Raw genomic sequence first — 19881 nt, forward strand, 5'->3', positions numbered from 1 at the left:
TCATTTGTGATGACAGTTACCTTAGCCTATATCTAACTTATTTTCACTCTATTATATCACGTTGAACATTATTATAAAACATGTCATAATTACTGGGAAATATCTTAAATTTTTATAACCACGCTTTACAAATATGAAATTCATAAATAGTGCTAACATAAATACTCCATAGAGAAAATTATATTCTGTTGTTGGTGGAGATAATTTAAGTAGTATATATGTGGCACCATCAATAGATGTTAGTATAGAATATAATGCTGAAATATTTAATTTGAATAAGGAATTTATTTTAAATAATAAGATCCCAATGTTGCCTAGAAGAATTACAATAGAATATATTGGTATTAATATTAAATTTGCTGGTATAAAGAACATGCTAACATTTTTAATTGTACACATTACATAAGGCATTGAAAAAACCTGAGCACTTAAAGTCATGCTAAGAGGTTCATTTATACCTTGTGGAATTCTATACATATACCTTTGAAATTTTTTATTATATAAAATTATACCTAGTGTTGCTAAAAACGATAAATTAAATCCAATATCTAATATATAATAGGGTTTTAATATAATTAACATAAGTCCCGCTAGACTAAGTGCAGATAGGCTATCGTAATTTCTATAAGTTATTTTAGAAAACTTTAAGACTAATATCATTATAAAAGCCCTGATTGTAGCAGCTTTAGCCCCTGTAAAAACCATATATATAAAAGCAACAATTAAGGATAGCTTTACTCCTAAAAATACTTCTAAGAACTTATATACTACAGCTATATGAAATCCTGATACACTAATAATATGAGATATTCCAAGCTCATTAAACTCTTTCTTTTGGTCAAATGATAGATATTTGGTATCTCCATAGCAGCATGCCATTATTATTGATGCTTTTTTTTCATCTAATGCTTTACTATATTTTATATATAATTTATCCCTAAAATTATAAAGCTCTTGTACAAAGTCTGAACCTTTTTTCCTATATTCTATAACATTATACTTTCCAACAATTCCTTTAAAATAATCTTCTTCACTTTTAAAATTTCCTTTGGCAACTATTTTTTCTCCATCTTTTAAGTTATTTAACTTACCGTAGAGCTCTACCTTTCTCCCTTTATAATTTACTATATAATACCCCTTTTTATTTTCAATGACCCTTCCCTCTAATTCATGTCCTATATTTATAGAAAAATATAGATAAAAACTAAAGCATCCTATAATAAAAAAAGTAGTTATTACTAAAAATTCTTTTTTACCTTCATTAAAGAATACTATTCCCAATAATATTGCTGCCAATATTGATCCTGATAAAACATATCCATTCATTAAAATAAGAAGTAGAAAACAGCCTATATAAACCGATACAAAATAATAAACTAAAGGTCTTTTCATATTATACTCCTGTAAATATCATTAATTACTCAATAAAAATATACCTCAACATATGATTTTAACCATAATATTGAGGTATAATCAGTTAAATATTTTATTTTTTGTCTACTTCTTTTATAAATCTTAAAAATATAATTTGAAGAATAAGGGCTATAAGCAATATCTTTAATTCCCAAAATATATTTTTTAGTAATATTGTATTACTTATATAAAGTACTTTCAAAGTAACTCCATATATAATTAAGTTTATAGCAATTACCAAAATAGACATTTTATTTCTTATAACATCTTTAAACTCCATAAAATAAAATGCAAAGATTGTAGTATTTAAATTTAAAATAGTAAACATGTTAATTTTACCCAATATATCACTCTTTACATTTCCTAAATAAAAAGTTATCCCTACAGATGCTACTAAAAATATTACATACATTATCAATCCCGATGTATAATCTTTAAAGATTTTCTTGTTTATTTTTATATTTTCATATCTATTATTCTCTATATTATTATGTTGCGTATATATCAGTATAGAGCTTAATGTCAAAGTGAAAAAGTTTATTAACCCTATAGATATCAAATTTACCGTTAGAGTATTATCTATAATATTATTTATAATGAATATGCTAAAGACTTGTATTAAGACTGATATTAAATTAAAAATAATAATATTCTTTATACACTGGATAACCTTCCTACTTTCTTCTATTAATGATAGTATTTTAAAAAGATTGTTATCCTGAATATACACATCACTTAACTTTTTAGCGATTTTAGTACATTCTTTTCCTGTAGCAATTCCTACATGGGCAGCTCTAAAGCTAGGCAAATCTGTAAATCTATTGCCGGTAATAGTTAAATCGTATCCTAACTTTTTGAATCCTTCCACTATCCTAAACTTAATCTTAGGAGATATCTTAGAATACACCCCTACTTTCTCAACAAACTTTTCTAATTCATCTTCATTCATGTTATCTATTTCAACTCCAGATAACACTAAATCATTTTTATTTAATATCTTTATTTTTTCTCCAAAAGCATTTGCTGTTATTCTATTATCATCTGTCATAACAATAGGCTTTATAGCTAATGATTTACAGTACATTACATCCTCTATGGAATCTTCCTTCGTAGGATTTTCCAATCCTATAAGCCCTACGAAAACTAAATTGCTTTCTATATTTTCATTAGGACTAGGCTGGTAATTAAAATTTCTATAGGCAAGTCCTATTACATTAAGAGCATTTAAAGATAATGATAAATCAGCATCTCTTATTTCAACTATGTCTTTAGGGGTAATTTCTACTTCTATACCATTTTTCATTATATGGGTACATCTTTCTAATAGCTTATCAACTGCCCCTACTACATTTGCTCTATATTTGTCATCTATTTTATTTAGCGTAGTCTTAACTCTTTTGTCTAAATCAAAGGGTATCTGAAAAATTCTTTCCTGCTCTACATCTAATGTCTTTTTGTTTAATAAATTTCCTTTGCCATATCTTATTATTGCCTTTTCAATTAAACTTCCCTTTACTATATTTCCATCATTATCAACTTTACCATCATTACATAAAAGACCTATATTTAATATTCTATCTATATTATCTTTATTTTCTTCTAAATCGCTAGAATTTAATTTTATTATTTTTCCATTAGAAAAAAAGCTATCTATATACATATGTTCTTCAGTCAATGTACCAACTTTGTCAAATAGCATAACGCTTGTACCAGCTAGTAGTTGCATTGAAGACAATCCTTCAAGTTCTATACCATCCTTCTTCTTTTTTCTTTTTATTGCAAAAGAAATCAGCCCTACTGATAATACAATTTCCATTGGTACCATAGTTAAGTACCCTAAAGTTAATATCCTTATTATATTCTTCATATCAAGTTTATAATAAAATCCATATGCACAAATTAATGCAGCTACTATAAAAAATACCATTGCAGGATATTTAACTATTTTGCTTACATTTTCTTCTATAACACTTCTTGAAAGGTTGTTTTCTAACAAATCCTTAGTTATGCTGCCTATTTCAGTATTATCTCCAACTTGAACCACTATTCCAGTACCTGTTCCATCCATTATAAAAGATGATTTGAAAACCATGTTTTTCATCTCACTTAAAGATATTTCTCGGTCTTCAATTTTTGTTTCATACTTTTCCACTATCTGATTATCACTGGTAATAGCTGATTCTCTAACTTTTAAATTTTCACATTCTATTATTCTTATGTCTGCAGGGACTATATCTCCCTTTTCTAAATATATTATATCCCCTACTACAAGCTCTTCTGGATTAACATTAAATATTTTTTTCTCTCTTAATACTAAAGCTTTTTTCGGAGTAATCTTTGTTATATAGTTTAATTTATTATGATTATTATATTCCTTTAAAGCATAAAAAGCTGAACAAAAGATAATTATTCCTAATATAATTATAGGAAGCTTAATTTCTTTTAAGTAAAATAATAGTACGCAAATTATTATTCCTATAATTGAATAGCTCTTTATCAATTGCTTTAAAAACAATATACTAAAACTTTTATTTTTTAAGTTTAAAGATCTATTATCCCCAAAGGAGTTTCTGCTTTCTTCTACTCCTTTCTCAGTAAGACCATACTTTATATCGCTATTTAGCTCTTTTACTACGTCACTCCAACTGTGATTATACCAAGCCTTCATAAAAATACCTCGTTCTTTTTATTTACTTAATAAGTCTACACCTATAGTCGTATAAATAGCTTAATACTTTAATTAAAATCTTCCTATTTAACTATACTTTATAATTTACCTTATAAAAAATATTAGTGAGCCTTAATTAAGACTCACTTCATTTTACTTATCTCCGAAATAGTTTGAAAGGAAATAGTGTTTTTCTCCATTATCATCTTGTATTAGGTATAGTACTACATTATTAACTGATGGTTTAATTTCATATTGAGCTGGAACCTTTACACTCAATAAATCATACTCTTTACCTTTAGTTAAATTAACCTTTACTCCTAATTGTTCTTGTGTATTATTTTTAAATATAACTTTCTTAATAGGTTTAGAATTCTCTAGCATCTCTTCCATTACTTATTTCTCCTTCTAATATTTATTATACGATAAACTATATGTTTTAACATAAGTAGTATTATAACATTTTTATAAAATTAATTCAAAATTTATTATATGCAACTTTAACATAACTAATAAGTAAATAATCTATCTAGCCTCTATCTAGCCTCTATCTTTTCTCTAAACTTTTCTAGAGTCTTAGGTCCTATTCTATTTACCTTTGTAAGCTCATCTATGGATTTAAAACCTCCATTTTCTTCCCTATAGTCTATTATTTTTTCAGCTGTAACATCTCCAACTCCAGGTAAAGTTTTTAATTCTTCTTTACTTGCAGTATTTATGTCAATTTTATCACTTTTAGCTGCAGTACTGCTTTTTCTATTTAAAGAATCCTTATTATTAACAGCATTTGAATTAGGGGTTTCTCCTTTACCATATACTACAATACAGTCTTCATCTTTTAGTTTCATAGAACAATTTATACTCATCTTATCAGCTTTTTCTGTAAATCCGCCTGCTTTTTCTACTAAATCATAAATTCTACTTTCATATTCCATAGTGTATACATTTGGATTTTTAACTTCTCCCTTAATTTCAACTACTATCTTCTTGAATTCTTCTGTATTCATTTTTTTATCAGTTTTGTCATTACCACTTTTATCTTCTAAAATCACTTGATTTTTATTTTTGCTGCTGTTAATATTGTTATCTAAAAAAACATCTTCATTATTAAAAACTTTAGGTTTTGACAGAAAATATCCTACTATTAAGAAAATAGTACACCCTACTACTATTATAATTGAACCAACTAATTTATTTTTTTTATCCATCCTTATCCTCCAGTATTTATAACCTCATTTACCTATAAATTGTATCCACTAGATAAAAATAATAACCATAAATTGTGATATATATAATTTAATTAACTTTTTTATAGGAATAGAAAAATTTTTTTGGTATACTATTTATATAAACTCTAGGAGGTAACCAATGCGTAAGATAGTAAATTTCATAATTATATTTGTGGTAACATTCTCACTATTTTCATATAAGACAGAAGCTAAAAGCTCATTATCAGCGATTTCCGCCGATGGTATAGTTTTAATGGATGCAACTACTGGAGAAATTTTATATTCAAAAAATATGGACACTCAATACCCTCCTGCTTCAACTACTAAAATTATGACAGCTCTTTTGACACTTGAAAATTGCAAGTTAGATGATGTTATTACTGTAGGAAAAAATCCACCTAATGCAGATGGAAGTAAGATATATCTTTTTCAAGGTGAATCAATTAAAGTTAAGGATTTGCTATATGCTCTAATGTTGCAATCGGCAAATGATGCTGCAGAAGCACTTGCTGAACACATTTCTGGTTCTACAACAGAGTTTGCAAAGCTAATGAATAAGAGAGCTATTGAACTAGGTGCTACTAATACTAACTTTGTTAATCCTCATGGACTATATGATGAAAACCACAGGACTACTGCTAAAGACTTAGCTTTAATTTTAAAGGAATTAGCCAAGCATAAGGAATTTAAAGAGATTGCTACTACTTCTATGTATTATATAGAACCTACAAATAAAAGTCCGGAAAAACGTCCTTTATGGAATAAAAATAACTTAATACAAAAAAAGTCTAAATACTATTACGAAGGTTCAGAAGGCGGAAAAACAGGCTATACCGTCCAATCAAAACATTCTTATGTGGCTATTGCATCAAGAAATAATCAAAAACTTATAGCTGTACTTCTTCACGATACAAAACATACTTATTGGACAGATGTTAGAGTATTGTTTGACTATGGTTTTCAAAACTTTACACTAAAGCCACTATATTTAAAGGGAGATCCGGTAGAAAAGTTTACTATAGACGATAATTCAAGTATACCTCTTCTTGCTGGAGAAGATTTTTATTATGTTGCACAAAAGAATTCTACGGAACTGCCTAAAGTTACTATTAACAATAAACCTTTAGATAGAAAGTCCTTTAGTAGAGGTGAAAATATTCTAACTGCAACTGTTACTTACAAAGATAAGAATATTGGTACTTTAAATTTAGCTAGTAGTGTAGATCATTCTTCTAAAAATCTGCTTCCTTCTCTTAGCGGTAAATCTGGTAATAAGTCTATGAGTACTGTTAAAGTAGCTTTATACATATTAATTACGTTATTTATCATATTATTTTTATTAAGACTTAGAAAAAAGAGACTAATGAAAAAAAGACATAAAAGAAATAAAATCATAAAGGATTATAGAGAAAGATACAAAGATGAAGAATAATATAAAAATAGGCACTGCTCATTATGAATAATGGCAGTGCCTATCTATTGTTACTTTAACTTTTCTATTAATTGTTTCATATCTTCAGGAAGATTGCTTTCTAGTTTCATTATCTCTCTTGTAGTAGGATGAGGAAATTGTAGACTATAAGCATGAAGAGCTTGTCTATTTATATAATCGATTTCCTCTTGTCCGTATAGAGCATCTCCAAAAATAGGATGACCTATATTACTTAAATGTACTCTTATTTGATGAGTTCTTCCAGTTTCTAAGTTTAACTTCACTAAGTCTGCATCTTTAAAGCTCTCTATAACTTCAAACTTAGTTATACTCCTCTGGCCTCTTTCATCTATAATCCTTTTTATAGTACCTTCTCCAACTCTATATATAGGCTTATCTATTACTCCAACTTTTTCTTTAAGATTTCCATGAACAATTGCTAAATAGCTTTTTATAAATTCATCTTTAACCATATCTCTTGAAAGGGCCATATGGCTATATGCATTTTTTGCAACTAACACAAGCCCGGAAGTATCCATATCAAGCCTATTTACTAATCTAACTATACTACTTTCACCTTTTTCTTTGAAGTAATATAGTATTCCATTAGATAATGTACCACTTAAATGTCTTTTTGTAGGATGCACAACTATACCTTTTGGTTTGTCGATTACAATAATATCTTTATCTTCGTAAATTATTCTTAAATCCATCTTTTCTGGAAGGATATCTTGCTCTTCTTCCCTATTTATTTGTACTTCAATTACATCACCATGAGATAATTTAAAGGATAATCTTACAATATTGTTATTTACCCTTATTCTTCCTTCTCGTACAGCTTTTTTTATAGATCTACTGGAAAATTCTGCTACATTTCTTAAGTACTCACTTAGTTTTAAGTTTTCTTCTTCAGTTTTAACTTCAAACTTTAGCTTATTATCAGTGTTATTCAACTACTGCAATAACCTCAATCTCTAATAAAGCGTCTTTTGGAAGTTTTCCTATTTGGAAGCATGATCTTGCAGGTTTATCTTCAGTAAAATATCTTCCATAAACTTCGTTCACTTTTCCAAAGTCGTTAATATCGCTTAAAAGTACAGTAGTTTTTACTACGTTGTTAAAGTTAGTGCCTGCTTCTTCTAATATTGCTTTTAAGTTTAACATAACTCTTTCTGCAGCTTTTTCTACATCCCCAGTAACAAGTTCTCCAGTTTGTGGATCTAGTGGGATTTGACCTGAAGTAAATAATAAATTTCCTACTTTAACTCCTTGTGTATATGGTCCTATTGCAGCTGGTGCGTTTTTTGTATTTATAATTTGTTTTTCCATGTTTACCCTCCTAGGTTTTATTTTATTTTTTGTTTTATATAATCATAGTCTTCACCTAATATTACTGTAATATCAAATTCTGTTTTATTGTTTTCTTCTATATTACTAATCTTAAAATCTTTTCTAATAGATTCTATTTGTTTACTTTTAAAACTATCTTGTAGTAATATTTTACTTTTACTTGCAGAACTTCCATTCCCTATAGATATATTGCTGTAACCTTTGCTCTGAAGATATTTTCTGTAATTAGATGCAAGACTCGATTTACTAGTTCCATTTAAAACTTTTATTTTTACATTGTCCTTTTGTATGTTAACACTATTTTGTGGTATTTGTCTATCCTGTATTTTGGCTAATAATTGACTATTATAATTTTTATCGTATATAAAATATGATATTCCTTTTATATACTTAGTATCTCCTTTTAAAGTTTCCATATTAACATTAGAAGCCTTTACGAAAGAATATCCGTATTTGATTATTTCATCTGCTGTCATATTTGTCTCACAGTATTTAGGCAAAGTCATAAGTATAGCTGGTATTCTCGGTATTATCCTAGGGCTTTTCACCTTATCTATTACTTTTGACATAAATATATGTTGGTTTTCTATTCTGCCAATATCTCCTTCTGCCAGACCTGTACCGTCATTGTTTTTACGCCATCTAAAAAATTCTTCTGCTTTTTTACCATCTAAATGTACTGTTTCACCTTTTTTAAAGTGGATATGTAAATTTTGACTAGCATCATCATAATTCATATTATTATTAATATCAACATCAATACCACCAATGGAATCGATTATTTTCCTAAATCCATCATAGTTAACTTTTCCATAATAATCAATATCAATATTTAAAAGCTTTTCTACAGCATCTACAGAATATTCAACTCCTCCAATTGCATGGGCAGCATTGATTTTAGTATTTTTGCTATTTATCTTTATAAGTGTATCTCTTGGAATGGAAACAAGTTGAATATCTTTATTTTCTTTATTATAATGAATTAATATCATGGTGTCCGTTCTCTTCGGATCATTTTCATTTTTAGCTCCAGGAGTTCCTATATCAACTCCTAATGCTAGTATATTTACAGAGTTTTTATCATCATCTTCGTACTCATTATTATCACTTTGAAAACTTTTATTACTAATTTCAGCTTTCTCGCTTAACTTTGAAAGTCCATAGTAAACATACAGTCCTCCTGTAATAATTAAACATAGTACAAAAATCAAAAATACTTTTAAAATTTTAAAAGGTTTTCTTTTCTTATTTTTTGACATAGTGTATCCACCTATTCACCACATAATATGTAATTTCTAGCCTCTATAGTATCTTTGTGCAAAAGCTGACCTCTTTCAACTATATACTTTATAGTATTATCAAAAGAAAGAAGCATTGCCTTATTTAACTCTCCGTTATAAGCAAGTTTTCTTACATCTTCAACACCAGGAAAGCTTCTAAATGGTTCTATATAATCAGCTAAGTATATTATTTTTTCAAGTAAACTCATATTTTTTCTTCCAGTAGTATGATAAGTTATTGCATTCAAAATATCCTTATCCTCTACTTCCATAGTATCTTTAGCTATATAAGCTCCTACAGGAGCATGTAATATTGCTGGTATTTCAAAACACTTATTATTATTATCCCCATATTTTTCTAAAATATTTAACATATTTTGAATATCTACATATTTTGCACAATCATGTATAAGAGCAGCTATTTTTGCTTTTTCTAAATCTGCTCCATAAATTTCAGCTAGCTTTATAGCAGTATCTTTTACACTGATACTGTGTCTAAATCTACCTTCTTTTAAATTTCCCTTTAAATATTTAAGCATTCTTTCTTCTTCCCACATTTTACTCTCCCCCATTAATACTTATACAAATTCATTTTTTCTAATAATCTTTCAACTTTTTTAGGAATAAGATAACTTATGTTTTTTTCTTCTCTTATTTTATTTCTTATATTTGTTGAAGAAATATCTAATATTGGTATATCTAAATATACTATTTCTGCATTATATTTTTTTTCTAATTGCTTTTTTTGCTCCATAATTTCTGATCTATTATATCCACTTCTATTAAAGACTACAAATCTACAAGAATTTAATATTCTATTGATGTTTTTCCAACTATTAAGTTCCATTAAACAGTCTGTTCCCGTTATAAAATACCATTCAGTGTCTGGTTCAATTTTATTAAAATGTTCTAAAGTTTCGTAAGTATAACTTAAACCGCTTTTATGTATTTCATAACTGCTAACATCAAATCTTTTCTCATCTTCTATAGCTTTTTTTACTAATTCATATCTTATTTCTGAATCTGTTACTAATTTCTCAGTTTTATGAGGTGGGTTGCCTGATGGGACAAAAATTATCTTATCTAACCCTAAATCATATAGTGCTTCATATGCTACATGTAAATGACCATTGTGTATAGGGTCAAATGTACCTCCAAATATTCCCTTCCTGTTCATATAACACCTTTCCTTTACAGTAATATTATGAAGTTAAAATTAACCCACATCCAAAAGTATACCACAAAATTTCAAAAATAAAAGGCAAGAAGTGCCTTTTTTCACTACTCGCCTCTAACGTTGATAAAGTCTATATCATCGTTTCCTGTTTCAATTTCTACTTCAACATCAATTGCTAAATTAGTTTGTTTTATAATATCTTCCCCTTTTTCATACCTATATTTTCTTAAAAACTCTTCTTGTATGTCAAAAATATCTATTCCTTTATCTTTATATTCATCAAACAATTGATAACAAGCTTTCCTTATATTACTTGCTGCTAGTTCTTTTATAGATTCTAAACTCTTCTTATTTATATTTAGTCCCTTTTGAACTTCTCCTATAGCTGTATTTACCTTAATATTTTTTATTAATTTTATTTGTTTATCTTCATATACTATATCAGTTTTTGTTTTAGTTTTTAATATTTCTAATGTTATGAAACTGCCTGGAAAGTCTGGATTAGCTATCTCTAAGGTTCCACTATTAACATTATTAAGTAAAAAATTAAAGCCTTGCCCTTGATCTCTTGATATAGATCCTACCATTTTATCTTTCTTAACTACAGCTCCCCCATTTACAAGAATTTTATCATCCCCACCAACATCCTTTCTTATTTCAATAATTGGAACTATACTAACCTTATCCCCCACTAATCTTTGCTTATAATAATCATTTATATTAATCTGAATTCCTCTTGATGATGCTCCAACATTAGATAAAAGTCTATTAATAAACATACCTACATATTTACTCTCATTAGTTTTTATATTAGCTAGCTTTTCTAGTTCCCCAATATAAATACATACATATTGTCTATTAAGAAATTCCTGATCTCGATGAAAAAAATCTAAAAAGTTATCAATTCCATATTCAGCTGCCTTTTGAGTAAAAATAAGCACTCTATTTTGCGTTACGTTGATTTTAAAACTAGTTCCTAAGGTTATATTTCTCAATGCCTCGAAAACAGTTTTCCCTCTTCCTCTAAAAATCAATCTTTCTCCGCTTTCTGTACCTTCAATTGCTCTAAAAGCTTCTACATATAAAACAGGTTGATTCCCTTGATCTATATCTACAATTACAGATGTTGCAAAAAGTAATTTGTTTATATCTCTATAATTGAAGCATCCTGTACAAAACACCAAACTTATTGTCATAAAAAATGCAACTATCTTTTTCATATTTCATCATCCCTATCAAATAAGTTATTGGATATTTCATTTAAGTCAGATCTAAGTATTTCATCCTTGTATTTAAATGATTCTAATGTACCTAATGGGTATAAGAATGGATATCCACAACTGGTTAAGGATGAGATATGTGCTATGAAAGTAAAAAAGCCCATATAAAAACCCGGCAATCCTAAAAGAGCTGAAAATAGTAATATTATAAGCCCCCATAAAGATATAGGTCTATATAAACTAGGTATTAAGAAAGTAGATATAGAAGCAATTGAAACAATTACTATTGTAATTTGAGAAGCTAACCCCGCACCAACAGCTGCGTCCCCTAGTATAAGCGCCCCAACGATACTCATGGTTTGACCTGTCGGTTCTGGAAGCCTTACTCCTGCTTCCCTTAATAGTTGAAAGAAAAAAGTCATTAATATTACTTCAACAATTGTTGGGAATGGAACTACCGCTCTTGCAATAGCAAATCTAAAAACAAATACTGTAGGCACAAGTGAAAAATGATAGGTAGTTAAGGCTATATAAAGCCCTGGTAAAAAAGTTGCTAGAAAAAAAGCTACCCATCTTTGTATTCTTACTGCATTTGCAAAGTACTTATTTGAATAATAATCATCTGCTGCCATCAAATTTTCAATAAAGAAGTAAGGTGCTGTAATTACTTCTGGAGTACCATCTACAATTACTACAACTCTTCCTTCGAACAGCCTAGAAGCTGCTTTATCCGGTCTTTCCGTATATCCTATTGTATCAAATATAGTTCCCTTAGATTTTAATCTTTCCTCTATATAATTAATATCTAATATAAAATCTTCCTCCATGCTATTTATCTTGTCTCTTACGTAGCCCACTAATCTATCTGGTGCTATCCCTTTTATATATGCTAATACAACTGTTGTATTAGACTTTTTTCCTACAACCATACTTTCAAATCTCAAATTTTCATTTTTAACTCTTTTTCTTATTAAAGCAATGTTATCTACTACTACTTCATTAAAACCTTCTTGTGGACCTTTAATTACATTTTCAGTTTTAGGATCACTAATACCCCTTTTAGGAAAACTCTTAGTTTCACAAAATATTACAGCATCCCAAAAATCAAATACTAGTACTAAATCTCCTGATAATATATGCATTATTGCATCTTCTTTTGACTCTACATCTCCTACTATATTTGCATTTAATATTTCTCTCTTTACGCTATCTATATCTACATATTTTTCGCTTTGTATTAACGGTAAAATAATATACTCACTTATAAAACTTTTATCAGATAAATTATCTATAAATACAGCATATATCTTTCCTTCGTTTACTTGAATCTCTCTAAACTTCACATCAAAACTATCTTCTAATTTACTTTTCAAATAATCTATATATTCTCTACTCATTAGTATCACCCATCTTAGTGTTTGTGTAGAGGGGGAATATTATTCTTTATTTATAGAGATACTAATAATCATAGGAAATAATATCATTATGTTGAAAACATTAGCACAGGAGGATTATATGGACAAATTTAATTCGAAACAATTTTTATTTATAATACTAGGAACTTGTATAGTTTCATTTAAAACATATCCTAATATAGTTATTAATTACGGAAAAAGAGATGCTTGGATAGCTACTTTAATAGCTTCTATACTAGTATTCATATTTTATATTTATATATTAAAAATCTGCTTAAAAACTAATTCTTATAATGTCCATAAAATATATACCTCTGCTCTAGGAAGTACCTTAGGTAACATATTTTATGTGTTCTTTACTTTTACTATGTTTTTAACATTAATAGAAAGTTCTGCTATAGAAGCTAATTCTATGCACCAAAATATGCTTTTAGAGACTCCTCCTTGGTATATACTTCTATTTTTCGTAATTTCAGCAGGTTATGCTGTAAGTAAAGGTCTTAGACCTCTTATACTAATCACCATAGTAGGAATAGTATTTGTAATGTTAGCTGGGATAAACTTAGGTGTACTCACAGCAAAATATAAGGAGAATAAATATTTATATCCAATTTTACAATATGGGTTCAATAAAGATATGATAATTGCTACTATAAAGTCTCTTGGAATGTATTCTGCTGTTGGAATAACTTTTCCTTATTTAAATGAAGTATTTGATAAAAAAAATATAATAAGAGGTTCTATAGTAGGACTTCTTATTGTGCTTCAGATGGAGATTTACTCAATTATAGGCGTAATAACTACTTTTGGTTATAAAAGAGCTGTAACTATATATTACCCTAAACTATTGCAAACCCAATTAGTAAAGCACTTTGATTTTTTAGAAAGCGGGGAATTATTTGTAATGCTTCAAATAGTAGGTGGCTGGTTTATAAAATATTGCATAACTTTTTATGCACTATTAAAATTACTAGAAGCTTTTAATATTAAATCAAAAAAATCATCCATAGGTATTATTTCAGTATCTGTATTTGTCATTTCCTATTTTGCAGAGAAAAACAGCTTTAAGTTTTTAAACTTTCTAATCTATTACAATTATATATCTTTAATAAACTTCATAATTATACCTGGGATTATTTTTACAGTTTATTATATTAAAAAAGCTGACAATAAATCTAGGAAAGACACAGATACTAAAGAAAACTCTAATCAAAATAATAATATGTCTCTTATTATACCTAAACAAAAATAATAGGAAGGTATCTCTACCTTCCTATTATTTTTGCTATCTAGGCAATTCAATCTTTGATTTATTTTTTGATTTTTTATATAGAATAAATGTGCTGCCAATAGCTTGAACTCCATCACATTTAACTTCTTCACATATAATATCTGAAGCTTCTCTTGCTTCAATACCACTATTATTAAGAACTTTTAATTTAATAAGCTCCCTTGCCTCTAAAGCATCTTCAACTTGTTTTAAAAAAGGTTCATCAATTCCATTTTTACCAACTTGGAAGATTGGTTCAATAGTATTTGCAAGTCCTCTTAAATAGCTTCTTTGTTTACTAGTTATCATAAATTTCCTCCTATAATAAGAATTCAAATTCGAAGTCATTAAGTCTTACTATGTCTCCATCTTGAATTCCTAATTCTTTAAGTTCATCCATTATGCCTTTATTTTTTAATACCTTATGGAAATATCTCAATGAGTCTGGGTCATTTACATTTACACTTTGAAGAAGTCTATCTACAAAGCTTCCTTCTATATTATAAACTCCATCTTCAATACGAATTTCATAAGTAAATTTCTTATCTTCTTCAATATACATATCTTCTGGATCTATTTCTAATTCCTTCACTTCAATTGTGCTTAGCATTTTTACTGCTTCTTTTATTAATGCATCTACTCCTTCTCTTGTTGCAGCTGATATTTTAAATATTTTATCATATCCCATTTTATTTAGTTCACTTTTAAAATTATCAAAAACTTCTTGATCATATAACATATCACTCTTATTAGCAGCTACAATCTGAGGTCTATCATTTAATTTGATACTGTAATTCTTTAATTCATCGTTTATCTTTTTAAAATCTTCAACAGGATCTCTTCCCTCAATTCCAGATATATCAACTACATGTATTAAAAGTCTAGTTCTTTCGATATGTCTTAAGAAATCAAATCCAAGTCCAACTCCTTCTGATGCACCTTCTATTAATCCAGGTATATCTGCCATTACAAAAGCTGGAGCTCCTTCTACCTTTATAACCCCTAAATTAGGCTTTAAAGTAGTAAAATGATAGTTTGCTATTTTAGGTTTTGCCTTACTTACCATAGATAACAGTGTTGATTTTCCTACATTCGGAAATCCTATAAGTCCTACATCTGCTAATAATTTAATTTCTAATGAAATCCATCTTTCTTCTCCTGGCATACCTGGCTCAGCAAAATTAGGTGCCTGTCTTGTTGGAGTAGCGAAATGGTAGTTTCCTTTTCCGCCCTTTCCTCCTCTTGCCACTGCATAAGTATCACCATCATGAGCTAAATCCGTCATTATTTTATTACTCTCTACGTCCCTAACTATTGTTCCAATTGGGACTTTTATATATAAATCTTCTCCCTTTTTTCCAAAACACTTTGATCCTGATCCATCTTCACCATTATCTGCTGAGTATTTTTTTCTATATGTAAAATCTAATAAAGTAGTTAAATTTCTATCAGCTTGGAGTATTACATTACCTCCATTTCCACCATCTCCACCATCAGGTCCTCCAAGTGAAACGTATTTTTCTCTTCTAAATGAAATACAACCATTTCCACCATTGCCCGACTTTACAAATATCTTAGCTGTATCTATAAACATGTAATCACCTTACCTTAATTATATATTTAATTATTTATATATTAACTAGTAAACGTTAACCTATAAGCAATTTTTTCTCTATCTGTGTACTTATATACATCTATATCTTGTACTTCTGTATTTAAACTTTCCCAATCTTCCATCCAATCTAATTCATTAACGCACGATTCATTGTTTGATATTAATAAGCTTTCTCCTAATTCATCTTCAAAAATATATATATATACAAATTTGCATTTGTTATTTTCTAATTCATTAATTATATTATTTACTAAATTAATTTTTTTATTGTATTCATTTAGGAATACTTCTTTAGAAAAAGAGTCTATTTCCACATCTAATTCTACTATAGATTCACTTTTCCAGAGTCTTCCCAATACCTCCTCCATAAAAAAAGCAAAATTATAATCTCCTAGAGCGTACATCTTGCTTATACTTTTATTCTGTCCCACCATCTTTTCTATATATTTTATTGATTCATCTTTTTTATTAAGCTGCAAATATCCATAAATAACCTGTATGTCATTCATAAAATCATGTCTTTGTTTTCTATATTTATCTACAAATTCATGAAAATTATCCATTTTACTCCCCCACTAATGAATTTTAAAAAAGCACCCAATTGGGTGCCTTTAACTATTCAGCTACTTCTTCTACTAATTCTACAGGATAAACGCTTGCTTGTTTTTTGTCTCTTCCAACTCTTTCGTATTTTACTACACCGTCTACTTTAGCAAAAAGAGTATCGTCTCCACCTCTTCCAACGTTAACTCCTGGATGGATCTTTGTTCCTCTTTGTCTTACTAGAATATTTCCTGCAAGAACAAATTGGCCATCTCCACACTTTGTTCCAAGTCTCTTAGATTCAGAGTCTCTACCATTCTTAGAACTACCTACTCCTTTTTTATGAGCAAATAATTGAAGGTTCATTAGTAACATTCACTACACCTCCTCTTCTTTTACATTTACAAAATTTCCGTAACTTATTTCCATGCTCTTTAGTCCAAGTAACATAGTTTGAAGTAAAACCTGGCATTTTTCGATATCATCCATGGATTTCTTCTCTATACTTACACTTAAAAAGCCATCTTCCACGCTATATTCTGCATGAATTTTTAAAACCTCTAGAATGCCAATTAAAGTGGTTTGTGAAATCGCAGATATTGCACTACATACTATATCCTTATTAAAGTCATCAAACCCTGCATGACCTTCTATTTTAAAAGCTATCAGCTTTTCATTTTTTTTCTTAAAAATAACACTAGTCATAATTAAGCTTCTATTTTTTCTATTTGTAATTTAGTGTAAGGTTGTCTATGTCCATTTTTCTTTCTTGAATCTTTCTTTGGCTTATATTTAAACACGATAACTTTTCTAGCTTTTCCTTGCTTAAGTACTTTAGCCACAACCTTAGCGCCTTCAACTACTGGAGATCCAACTACTAACTCTCCATCTTTGTTTACAGCAAGAACTTCAGTTAATTCAACGTTTGAATCTATTTCAGCATCTAGCTTTTCAACGAATAAAACGTCTCCTTCTTGAACTTTGTACTGTTTTCCACCAGTTTTAATTACAGCGTACATTAAGAACACCTCCTTATAAGAGTCTCGCCACCATCGGTACACAAAATTTGTGATTTAAAACCTTATGCGTGCGGTTTACAAATGCCATTGTATCATATAGGAATTCTTTTGTAAAGAAAAAGTCATCCATATATTTTGATATTTTCAAACTTTTTAACCTGACTTCCAAAAAGTAGTGCTTCAACCTTAAAGCTCTCTAGATTGCTCATGAAATTTACATATACTTTCTTATCTAGAGCATCTATTTCATTTATAAACTTTATAACATCACCAAGAATATCTTTCTTATATACTTCATCAATTTCTATATATATATCTTTAATTTCATACTCATTGCCTATTTTAATAATCTCATTTTTTATTAGGTTATTTATATATGTAAGCTTTAATTTTTTACCTTTACTATGGCAAACCTCACAATCATCTTCTATATAATCATATATAGATTTACCTCTTCTTTTTCTAGCAATTTGTACTAGATTAAGTTGTGTAAATGGATATATTACTGTCTTTTTCTTATCATATTTAAAGCTTTCTTTTAAAACTTGTAATACTTTCTTTTTATTTTCATAGTTATCAATATCTATAAAATCAATAATTATAATTCCGCTTAAATTTCTAAGCATTATTTGCCTGGCAATTTCTTCAGCCGCTTCAAGATTTGTTAATAGAGCAGTCTTATCAATGGAGCTTTGTTTTACGTTCTTACTTGAATTTACATCTATCACGTACATAGCTTCTGTTTTTTCAATAATTATGTTTCCACCGCTTGGAAGCACTACTTTACTGTTTCTAAGCGCTAATATCTCTTTTTCAATATTATGATAACTAAACAAATTCTGCTTCTCTTTATATAATTCTAAAGTTAAATTTAAGTCAGATTTATTTTCTAAAAATCCTTTAACATTATCATAGTCATCCTCTGTATTTACAACTACTCGTCCTGTATTCTCACTTAATATATCAATTAATAACTTTCCTAAACTTCCACCATTATATATTAACTTAGGTTTTATTGAATAGCTACCTTCTCTAATTATTCTTTTATACTGCTCATAAAGTTCCTCTATTTCCTTGTTTATATCTTCTATATTTGCATTTACAGTATTAGTTCTTATCATAATTCCTATGTCAGATGGTTTACGTATACTCTGATTTACATAGCTGACAAACTCAGCATCATCTTCTATTTTTTTAGAAAAGTTTATCTCATTGTTATATGTTACTATAACCACATATCTTCCTGGAATACTGATTTGGCTAGTAACTTTAGGACCTTTTTCTCCAATAGGCTCCTTCATTATTTCTACTATTACTTCGTCACCAGTTTTAATATTTTCATTATTAAACTTACGATGTAAATACATATAGGCATTTTTCTTAAATCCTATATCAATAAATGCACACTTTATAGCTGGCACTATATTCTTTACTATTCCTTTGTATATCTCTCCTGGGGAAGGTTCTTCACTTTCCTCTTCAATAAAACATTCTTTTAATCTTCCGTTTTCTCTAAGGGCAATTCTTAAAATTTCTTTGTCCCTTTCAATAAAAATTTCTTCCAAACAATTCACCTCATTTTACTAATACTCTAAATATTTTAGCTGTTTATCATCTATTTTATATCCATCCGCAAACATCCTGTTTATTATGTCCATAAGTGCTTTAGCATCCGGTAATGCTTTATGCCTTTCTTCTATAGAAATATTAAGTATGCTTAGTGCCTTATCTAAAGATACATTTTGATTTAACTTATAAAACTCTTTAAACTCTACTGATAAGTCTAAATGATCTTCTTTAGGAAGAGGAATTGCAATATCATATTCTCTGCACACTTTTTTTAATGCATCATACTCTGCCTTTCCCCATGATATCCAGACTGTTTCTTTTGGAATATATATTTTATTAATTTTTTCAAATATTTGTTCTAAATCCATTCCATTTTCTATCTCTTTATAATCAAACTTTTCTGAGTAAGTACTGTTTTTATATTTATTCTTGCTCTCTAAAAAATATCTTGGACGAACAATTCCGCTATATTCTTCTACTAAATTTTCAGTTCTAAATATTAAACCTACTTCTACAATCTCCTGTATGTATTTTTTAGCTTTATTTTTAATAACTTTAGTAGTTATAAATTCAAAATCTATTGCTAATAAATTATAAGGAATAAAAATAAATTTATCACTTCTCATTAGATAAAAGCTCATTAATTAAGTTCTTCTCCTTAAAATTATATATTTTATTACT

The 19881-nt window shown here is 28.3% G+C and carries 21 protein-coding genes; 2 read left to right on the forward strand and 19 right to left on the reverse strand.

The annotated features are described in order from the left end of the window. Window positions 1–51 precede the first annotated feature (51 nt). From ACWW38_RS02385 to ACWW38_RS02400, 4 genes are all read right to left on the reverse strand, one after another. Window positions 52–1392 (reverse strand): ComEC/Rec2 family competence protein, encoded by a 1341-nt coding sequence (locus tag ACWW38_RS02385; RefSeq protein WP_456259226.1) that lies wholly within the window; start codon window positions 1390–1392, stop codon window positions 52–54. A 94-nt stretch (window positions 1393–1486) separates the two neighbouring features. Beyond that, entirely contained in the window at window positions 1487–4081 is a 2595-nt protein-coding gene (locus ACWW38_RS02390; RefSeq protein ID WP_456259227.1) for a P-type ATPase, read from the reverse strand. 153 nt (window positions 4082–4234) lie between these two features. Further along, on the reverse strand, window positions 4235–4474 hold the full coding sequence (locus ACWW38_RS02395) for a hypothetical protein (protein ID WP_456259228.1): 240 nt from the start codon (window positions 4472–4474) through the stop codon (window positions 4235–4237). 143 nt (window positions 4475–4617) lie between these two features. Beyond that, window positions 4618–5289: a helix-hairpin-helix domain-containing protein gene (locus ACWW38_RS02400; RefSeq protein WP_456259229.1), complete on the reverse strand. Its 672-nt coding sequence runs from the start codon at window positions 5287–5289 to the stop codon at window positions 4618–4620. 160 nt (window positions 5290–5449) lie between these two features. Between ACWW38_RS02400 and ACWW38_RS02405 the strand changes: the two genes are divergently transcribed. After that, the gene (locus tag ACWW38_RS02405) at window positions 5450–6742 is read left to right on the forward strand and encodes a serine hydrolase (RefSeq protein ID WP_456259230.1); all 1293 of its coding nucleotides are present in this window, start codon (window positions 5450–5452) and stop codon (window positions 6740–6742) included. Window positions 6743–6792: 50 nt separating this feature from the next. On the opposite strand, the gene ACWW38_RS02410 is transcribed toward ACWW38_RS02405, so the two are convergent. The 7 genes from ACWW38_RS02410 to ACWW38_RS02440 all read right to left on the reverse strand — a co-directional run bounded on the left by ACWW38_RS02410 (window position 6793) and on the right by ACWW38_RS02440 (window position 13166). Next, a complete protein-coding gene (locus tag ACWW38_RS02410) occupies window positions 6793–7695 on the reverse strand; it encodes an RluA family pseudouridine synthase (protein WP_456259231.1) in 903 nt (300 codons plus the stop codon). Next, window positions 7688–8071, reverse strand: a complete 384-nt coding sequence (locus ACWW38_RS02415; RefSeq protein ID WP_456259232.1) for a RidA family protein — start codon at window positions 8069–8071, stop codon at window positions 7688–7690. The genes ACWW38_RS02410 and ACWW38_RS02415 overlap by 8 nt, the downstream gene beginning before the upstream one ends. Window positions 8072–8088: 17 nt before the next feature. Beyond that, window positions 8089–9351 (reverse strand): LCP family protein, encoded by a 1263-nt coding sequence (locus ACWW38_RS02420; RefSeq protein WP_456259233.1) that lies wholly within the window; start codon window positions 9349–9351, stop codon window positions 8089–8091. An 11-nt stretch (window positions 9352–9362) separates the two neighbouring features. Continuing rightward, entirely contained in the window at window positions 9363–9929 is a 567-nt protein-coding gene (gene yqeK / locus ACWW38_RS02425) for a bis(5'-nucleosyl)-tetraphosphatase (symmetrical) YqeK (RefSeq protein WP_456259234.1), read from the reverse strand. Window positions 9930–9943: 14 nt separating this feature from the next. Further along, window positions 9944–10549 (reverse strand): nicotinate-nucleotide adenylyltransferase, encoded by a 606-nt coding sequence (gene nadD, locus ACWW38_RS02430; RefSeq protein WP_456259235.1) that lies wholly within the window; start codon window positions 10547–10549, stop codon window positions 9944–9946. Between the two features lie 104 nt (window positions 10550–10653). After that, window positions 10654–11769 carry a Ger(x)C family spore germination protein gene (locus ACWW38_RS02435; protein ID WP_456259236.1) on the reverse strand — a complete coding sequence of 372 codons (1116 nt, stop codon included), beginning with the start codon at window positions 11767–11769 and terminating at the stop codon, window positions 10654–10656. After that, window positions 11766–13166, reverse strand: a complete 1401-nt coding sequence (locus ACWW38_RS02440) for a spore germination protein (RefSeq protein WP_456259237.1) — start codon at window positions 13164–13166, stop codon at window positions 11766–11768. The genes ACWW38_RS02435 and ACWW38_RS02440 overlap by 4 nt, the downstream gene beginning before the upstream one ends. A gap of 118 nt (window positions 13167–13284) precedes the next feature. On the opposite strand from ACWW38_RS02440, the gene ACWW38_RS02445 reads away from it, so the two are divergent. Next, window positions 13285–14436: a GerAB/ArcD/ProY family transporter gene (locus tag ACWW38_RS02445; RefSeq protein ID WP_456259238.1), complete on the forward strand. Its 1152-nt coding sequence runs from the start codon at window positions 13285–13287 to the stop codon at window positions 14434–14436. Between the two features lie 33 nt (window positions 14437–14469). Here ACWW38_RS02445 and yhbY read toward each other — a convergent pair whose 3' ends face one another. The 8 genes from yhbY to ACWW38_RS02485 form a co-directional block, all read right to left on the reverse strand. Next, complete coding sequence (gene yhbY / locus ACWW38_RS02450) at window positions 14470–14763, reverse strand: ribosome assembly RNA-binding protein YhbY (RefSeq protein ID WP_456259239.1); 294 nt, start codon at window positions 14761–14763, stop codon at window positions 14470–14472. Between the two features lie 10 nt (window positions 14764–14773). After that, complete coding sequence (gene obgE, locus ACWW38_RS02455; RefSeq protein WP_456259240.1) at window positions 14774–16048, reverse strand: GTPase ObgE; 1275 nt, start codon at window positions 16046–16048, stop codon at window positions 14774–14776. 41 nt (window positions 16049–16089) lie between these two features. Then, the gene (locus tag ACWW38_RS02460; RefSeq protein WP_456259241.1) at window positions 16090–16632 is read right to left on the reverse strand and encodes a Spo0B domain-containing protein; all 543 of its coding nucleotides are present in this window, start codon (window positions 16630–16632) and stop codon (window positions 16090–16092) included. Between the two features lie 52 nt (window positions 16633–16684). Beyond that, on the reverse strand, window positions 16685–16987 hold the full coding sequence (gene rpmA, locus ACWW38_RS02465) for a 50S ribosomal protein L27 (protein ID WP_456259242.1): 303 nt from the start codon (window positions 16985–16987) through the stop codon (window positions 16685–16687). A gap of 3 nt (window positions 16988–16990) precedes the next feature. Next, window positions 16991–17317: a ribosomal-processing cysteine protease Prp gene (locus ACWW38_RS02470; RefSeq protein ID WP_456259243.1), complete on the reverse strand. Its 327-nt coding sequence runs from the start codon at window positions 17315–17317 to the stop codon at window positions 16991–16993. 2 nt (window positions 17318–17319) lie between these two features. Then, a complete protein-coding gene (gene rplU / locus ACWW38_RS02475; RefSeq protein ID WP_456259244.1) occupies window positions 17320–17631 on the reverse strand; it encodes a 50S ribosomal protein L21 in 312 nt (103 codons plus the stop codon). A gap of 122 nt (window positions 17632–17753) precedes the next feature. Further along, window positions 17754–19196, reverse strand: coding sequence for an Rne/Rng family ribonuclease (locus tag ACWW38_RS02480; RefSeq protein ID WP_456259245.1), 1443 nt, complete (start codon window positions 19194–19196; stop codon window positions 17754–17756). An 18-nt stretch (window positions 19197–19214) separates the two neighbouring features. Beyond that, complete coding sequence (locus ACWW38_RS02485) at window positions 19215–19841, reverse strand: exonuclease (RefSeq protein WP_456259246.1); 627 nt, start codon at window positions 19839–19841, stop codon at window positions 19215–19217. Between the last annotated feature and the right edge of the window lie 40 nt (window positions 19842–19881).

The sequence above is a fragment of the Clostridium sp. JNZ J1-5 genome, from assembly GCF_053901425.1.

What these genes read in the sequence shown, in the direction of transcription:
- yqeK (WP_456259234.1), bottom strand. Translation starts at nt 9,929, where the DNA reads ATGTGGGAAGAAGAAAGAATGCTTAAATATTTAAAGGGAAATTTAAAA.
- obgE (WP_456259240.1), bottom strand. Translation starts at nt 16,048, where the DNA reads ATGTTTATAGATACAGCTAAGATATTTGTAAAGTCGGGCAATGGTGGA.
- ACWW38_RS02440 (WP_456259237.1), bottom strand. Translation starts at nt 13,166, where the DNA reads ATGAGTAGAGAATATATAGATTATTTGAAAAGTAAATTAGAAGATAGT.
- ACWW38_RS02445 (WP_456259238.1), top strand. Translation starts at nt 13,285, where the DNA reads ATGGACAAATTTAATTCGAAACAATTTTTATTTATAATACTAGGAACT.
- ACWW38_RS02405 (WP_456259230.1), top strand. Translation starts at nt 5,450, where the DNA reads ATGCGTAAGATAGTAAATTTCATAATTATATTTGTGGTAACATTCTCA.
- ACWW38_RS02470 (WP_456259243.1), bottom strand. Translation starts at nt 17,317, where the DNA reads ATGACTAGTGTTATTTTTAAGAAAAAAAATGAAAAGCTGATAGCTTTT.
- ACWW38_RS02435 (WP_456259236.1), bottom strand. Translation starts at nt 11,769, where the DNA reads ATGAAAAAGATAGTTGCATTTTTTATGACAATAAGTTTGGTGTTTTGT.
- ACWW38_RS02420 (WP_456259233.1), bottom strand. Translation starts at nt 9,351, where the DNA reads ATGTCAAAAAATAAGAAAAGAAAACCTTTTAAAATTTTAAAAGTATTT.
- ACWW38_RS02390 (WP_456259227.1), bottom strand. Translation starts at nt 4,081, where the DNA reads ATGAAGGCTTGGTATAATCACAGTTGGAGTGACGTAGTAAAAGAGCTA.
- ACWW38_RS02395 (WP_456259228.1), bottom strand. Translation starts at nt 4,474, where the DNA reads ATGGAAGAGATGCTAGAGAATTCTAAACCTATTAAGAAAGTTATATTT.
- rplU (WP_456259244.1), bottom strand. Translation starts at nt 17,631, where the DNA reads ATGTACGCTGTAATTAAAACTGGTGGAAAACAGTACAAAGTTCAAGAA.
- ACWW38_RS02400 (WP_456259229.1), bottom strand. Translation starts at nt 5,289, where the DNA reads ATGGATAAAAAAAATAAATTAGTTGGTTCAATTATAATAGTAGTAGGG.
- yhbY (WP_456259239.1), bottom strand. Translation starts at nt 14,763, where the DNA reads ATGATAACTAGTAAACAAAGAAGCTATTTAAGAGGACTTGCAAATACT.
- nadD (WP_456259235.1), bottom strand. Translation starts at nt 10,549, where the DNA reads ATGAACAGGAAGGGAATATTTGGAGGTACATTTGACCCTATACACAAT.
- ACWW38_RS02485 (WP_456259246.1), bottom strand. Translation starts at nt 19,841, where the DNA reads ATGAGCTTTTATCTAATGAGAAGTGATAAATTTATTTTTATTCCTTAT.
- ACWW38_RS02385 (WP_456259226.1), bottom strand. Translation starts at nt 1,392, where the DNA reads ATGAAAAGACCTTTAGTTTATTATTTTGTATCGGTTTATATAGGCTGT.
- ACWW38_RS02460 (WP_456259241.1), bottom strand. Translation starts at nt 16,632, where the DNA reads ATGGATAATTTTCATGAATTTGTAGATAAATATAGAAAACAAAGACAT.
- ACWW38_RS02415 (WP_456259232.1), bottom strand. Translation starts at nt 8,071, where the DNA reads ATGGAAAAACAAATTATAAATACAAAAAACGCACCAGCTGCAATAGGA.
- rpmA (WP_456259242.1), bottom strand. Translation starts at nt 16,987, where the DNA reads ATGTTACTAATGAACCTTCAATTATTTGCTCATAAAAAAGGAGTAGGT.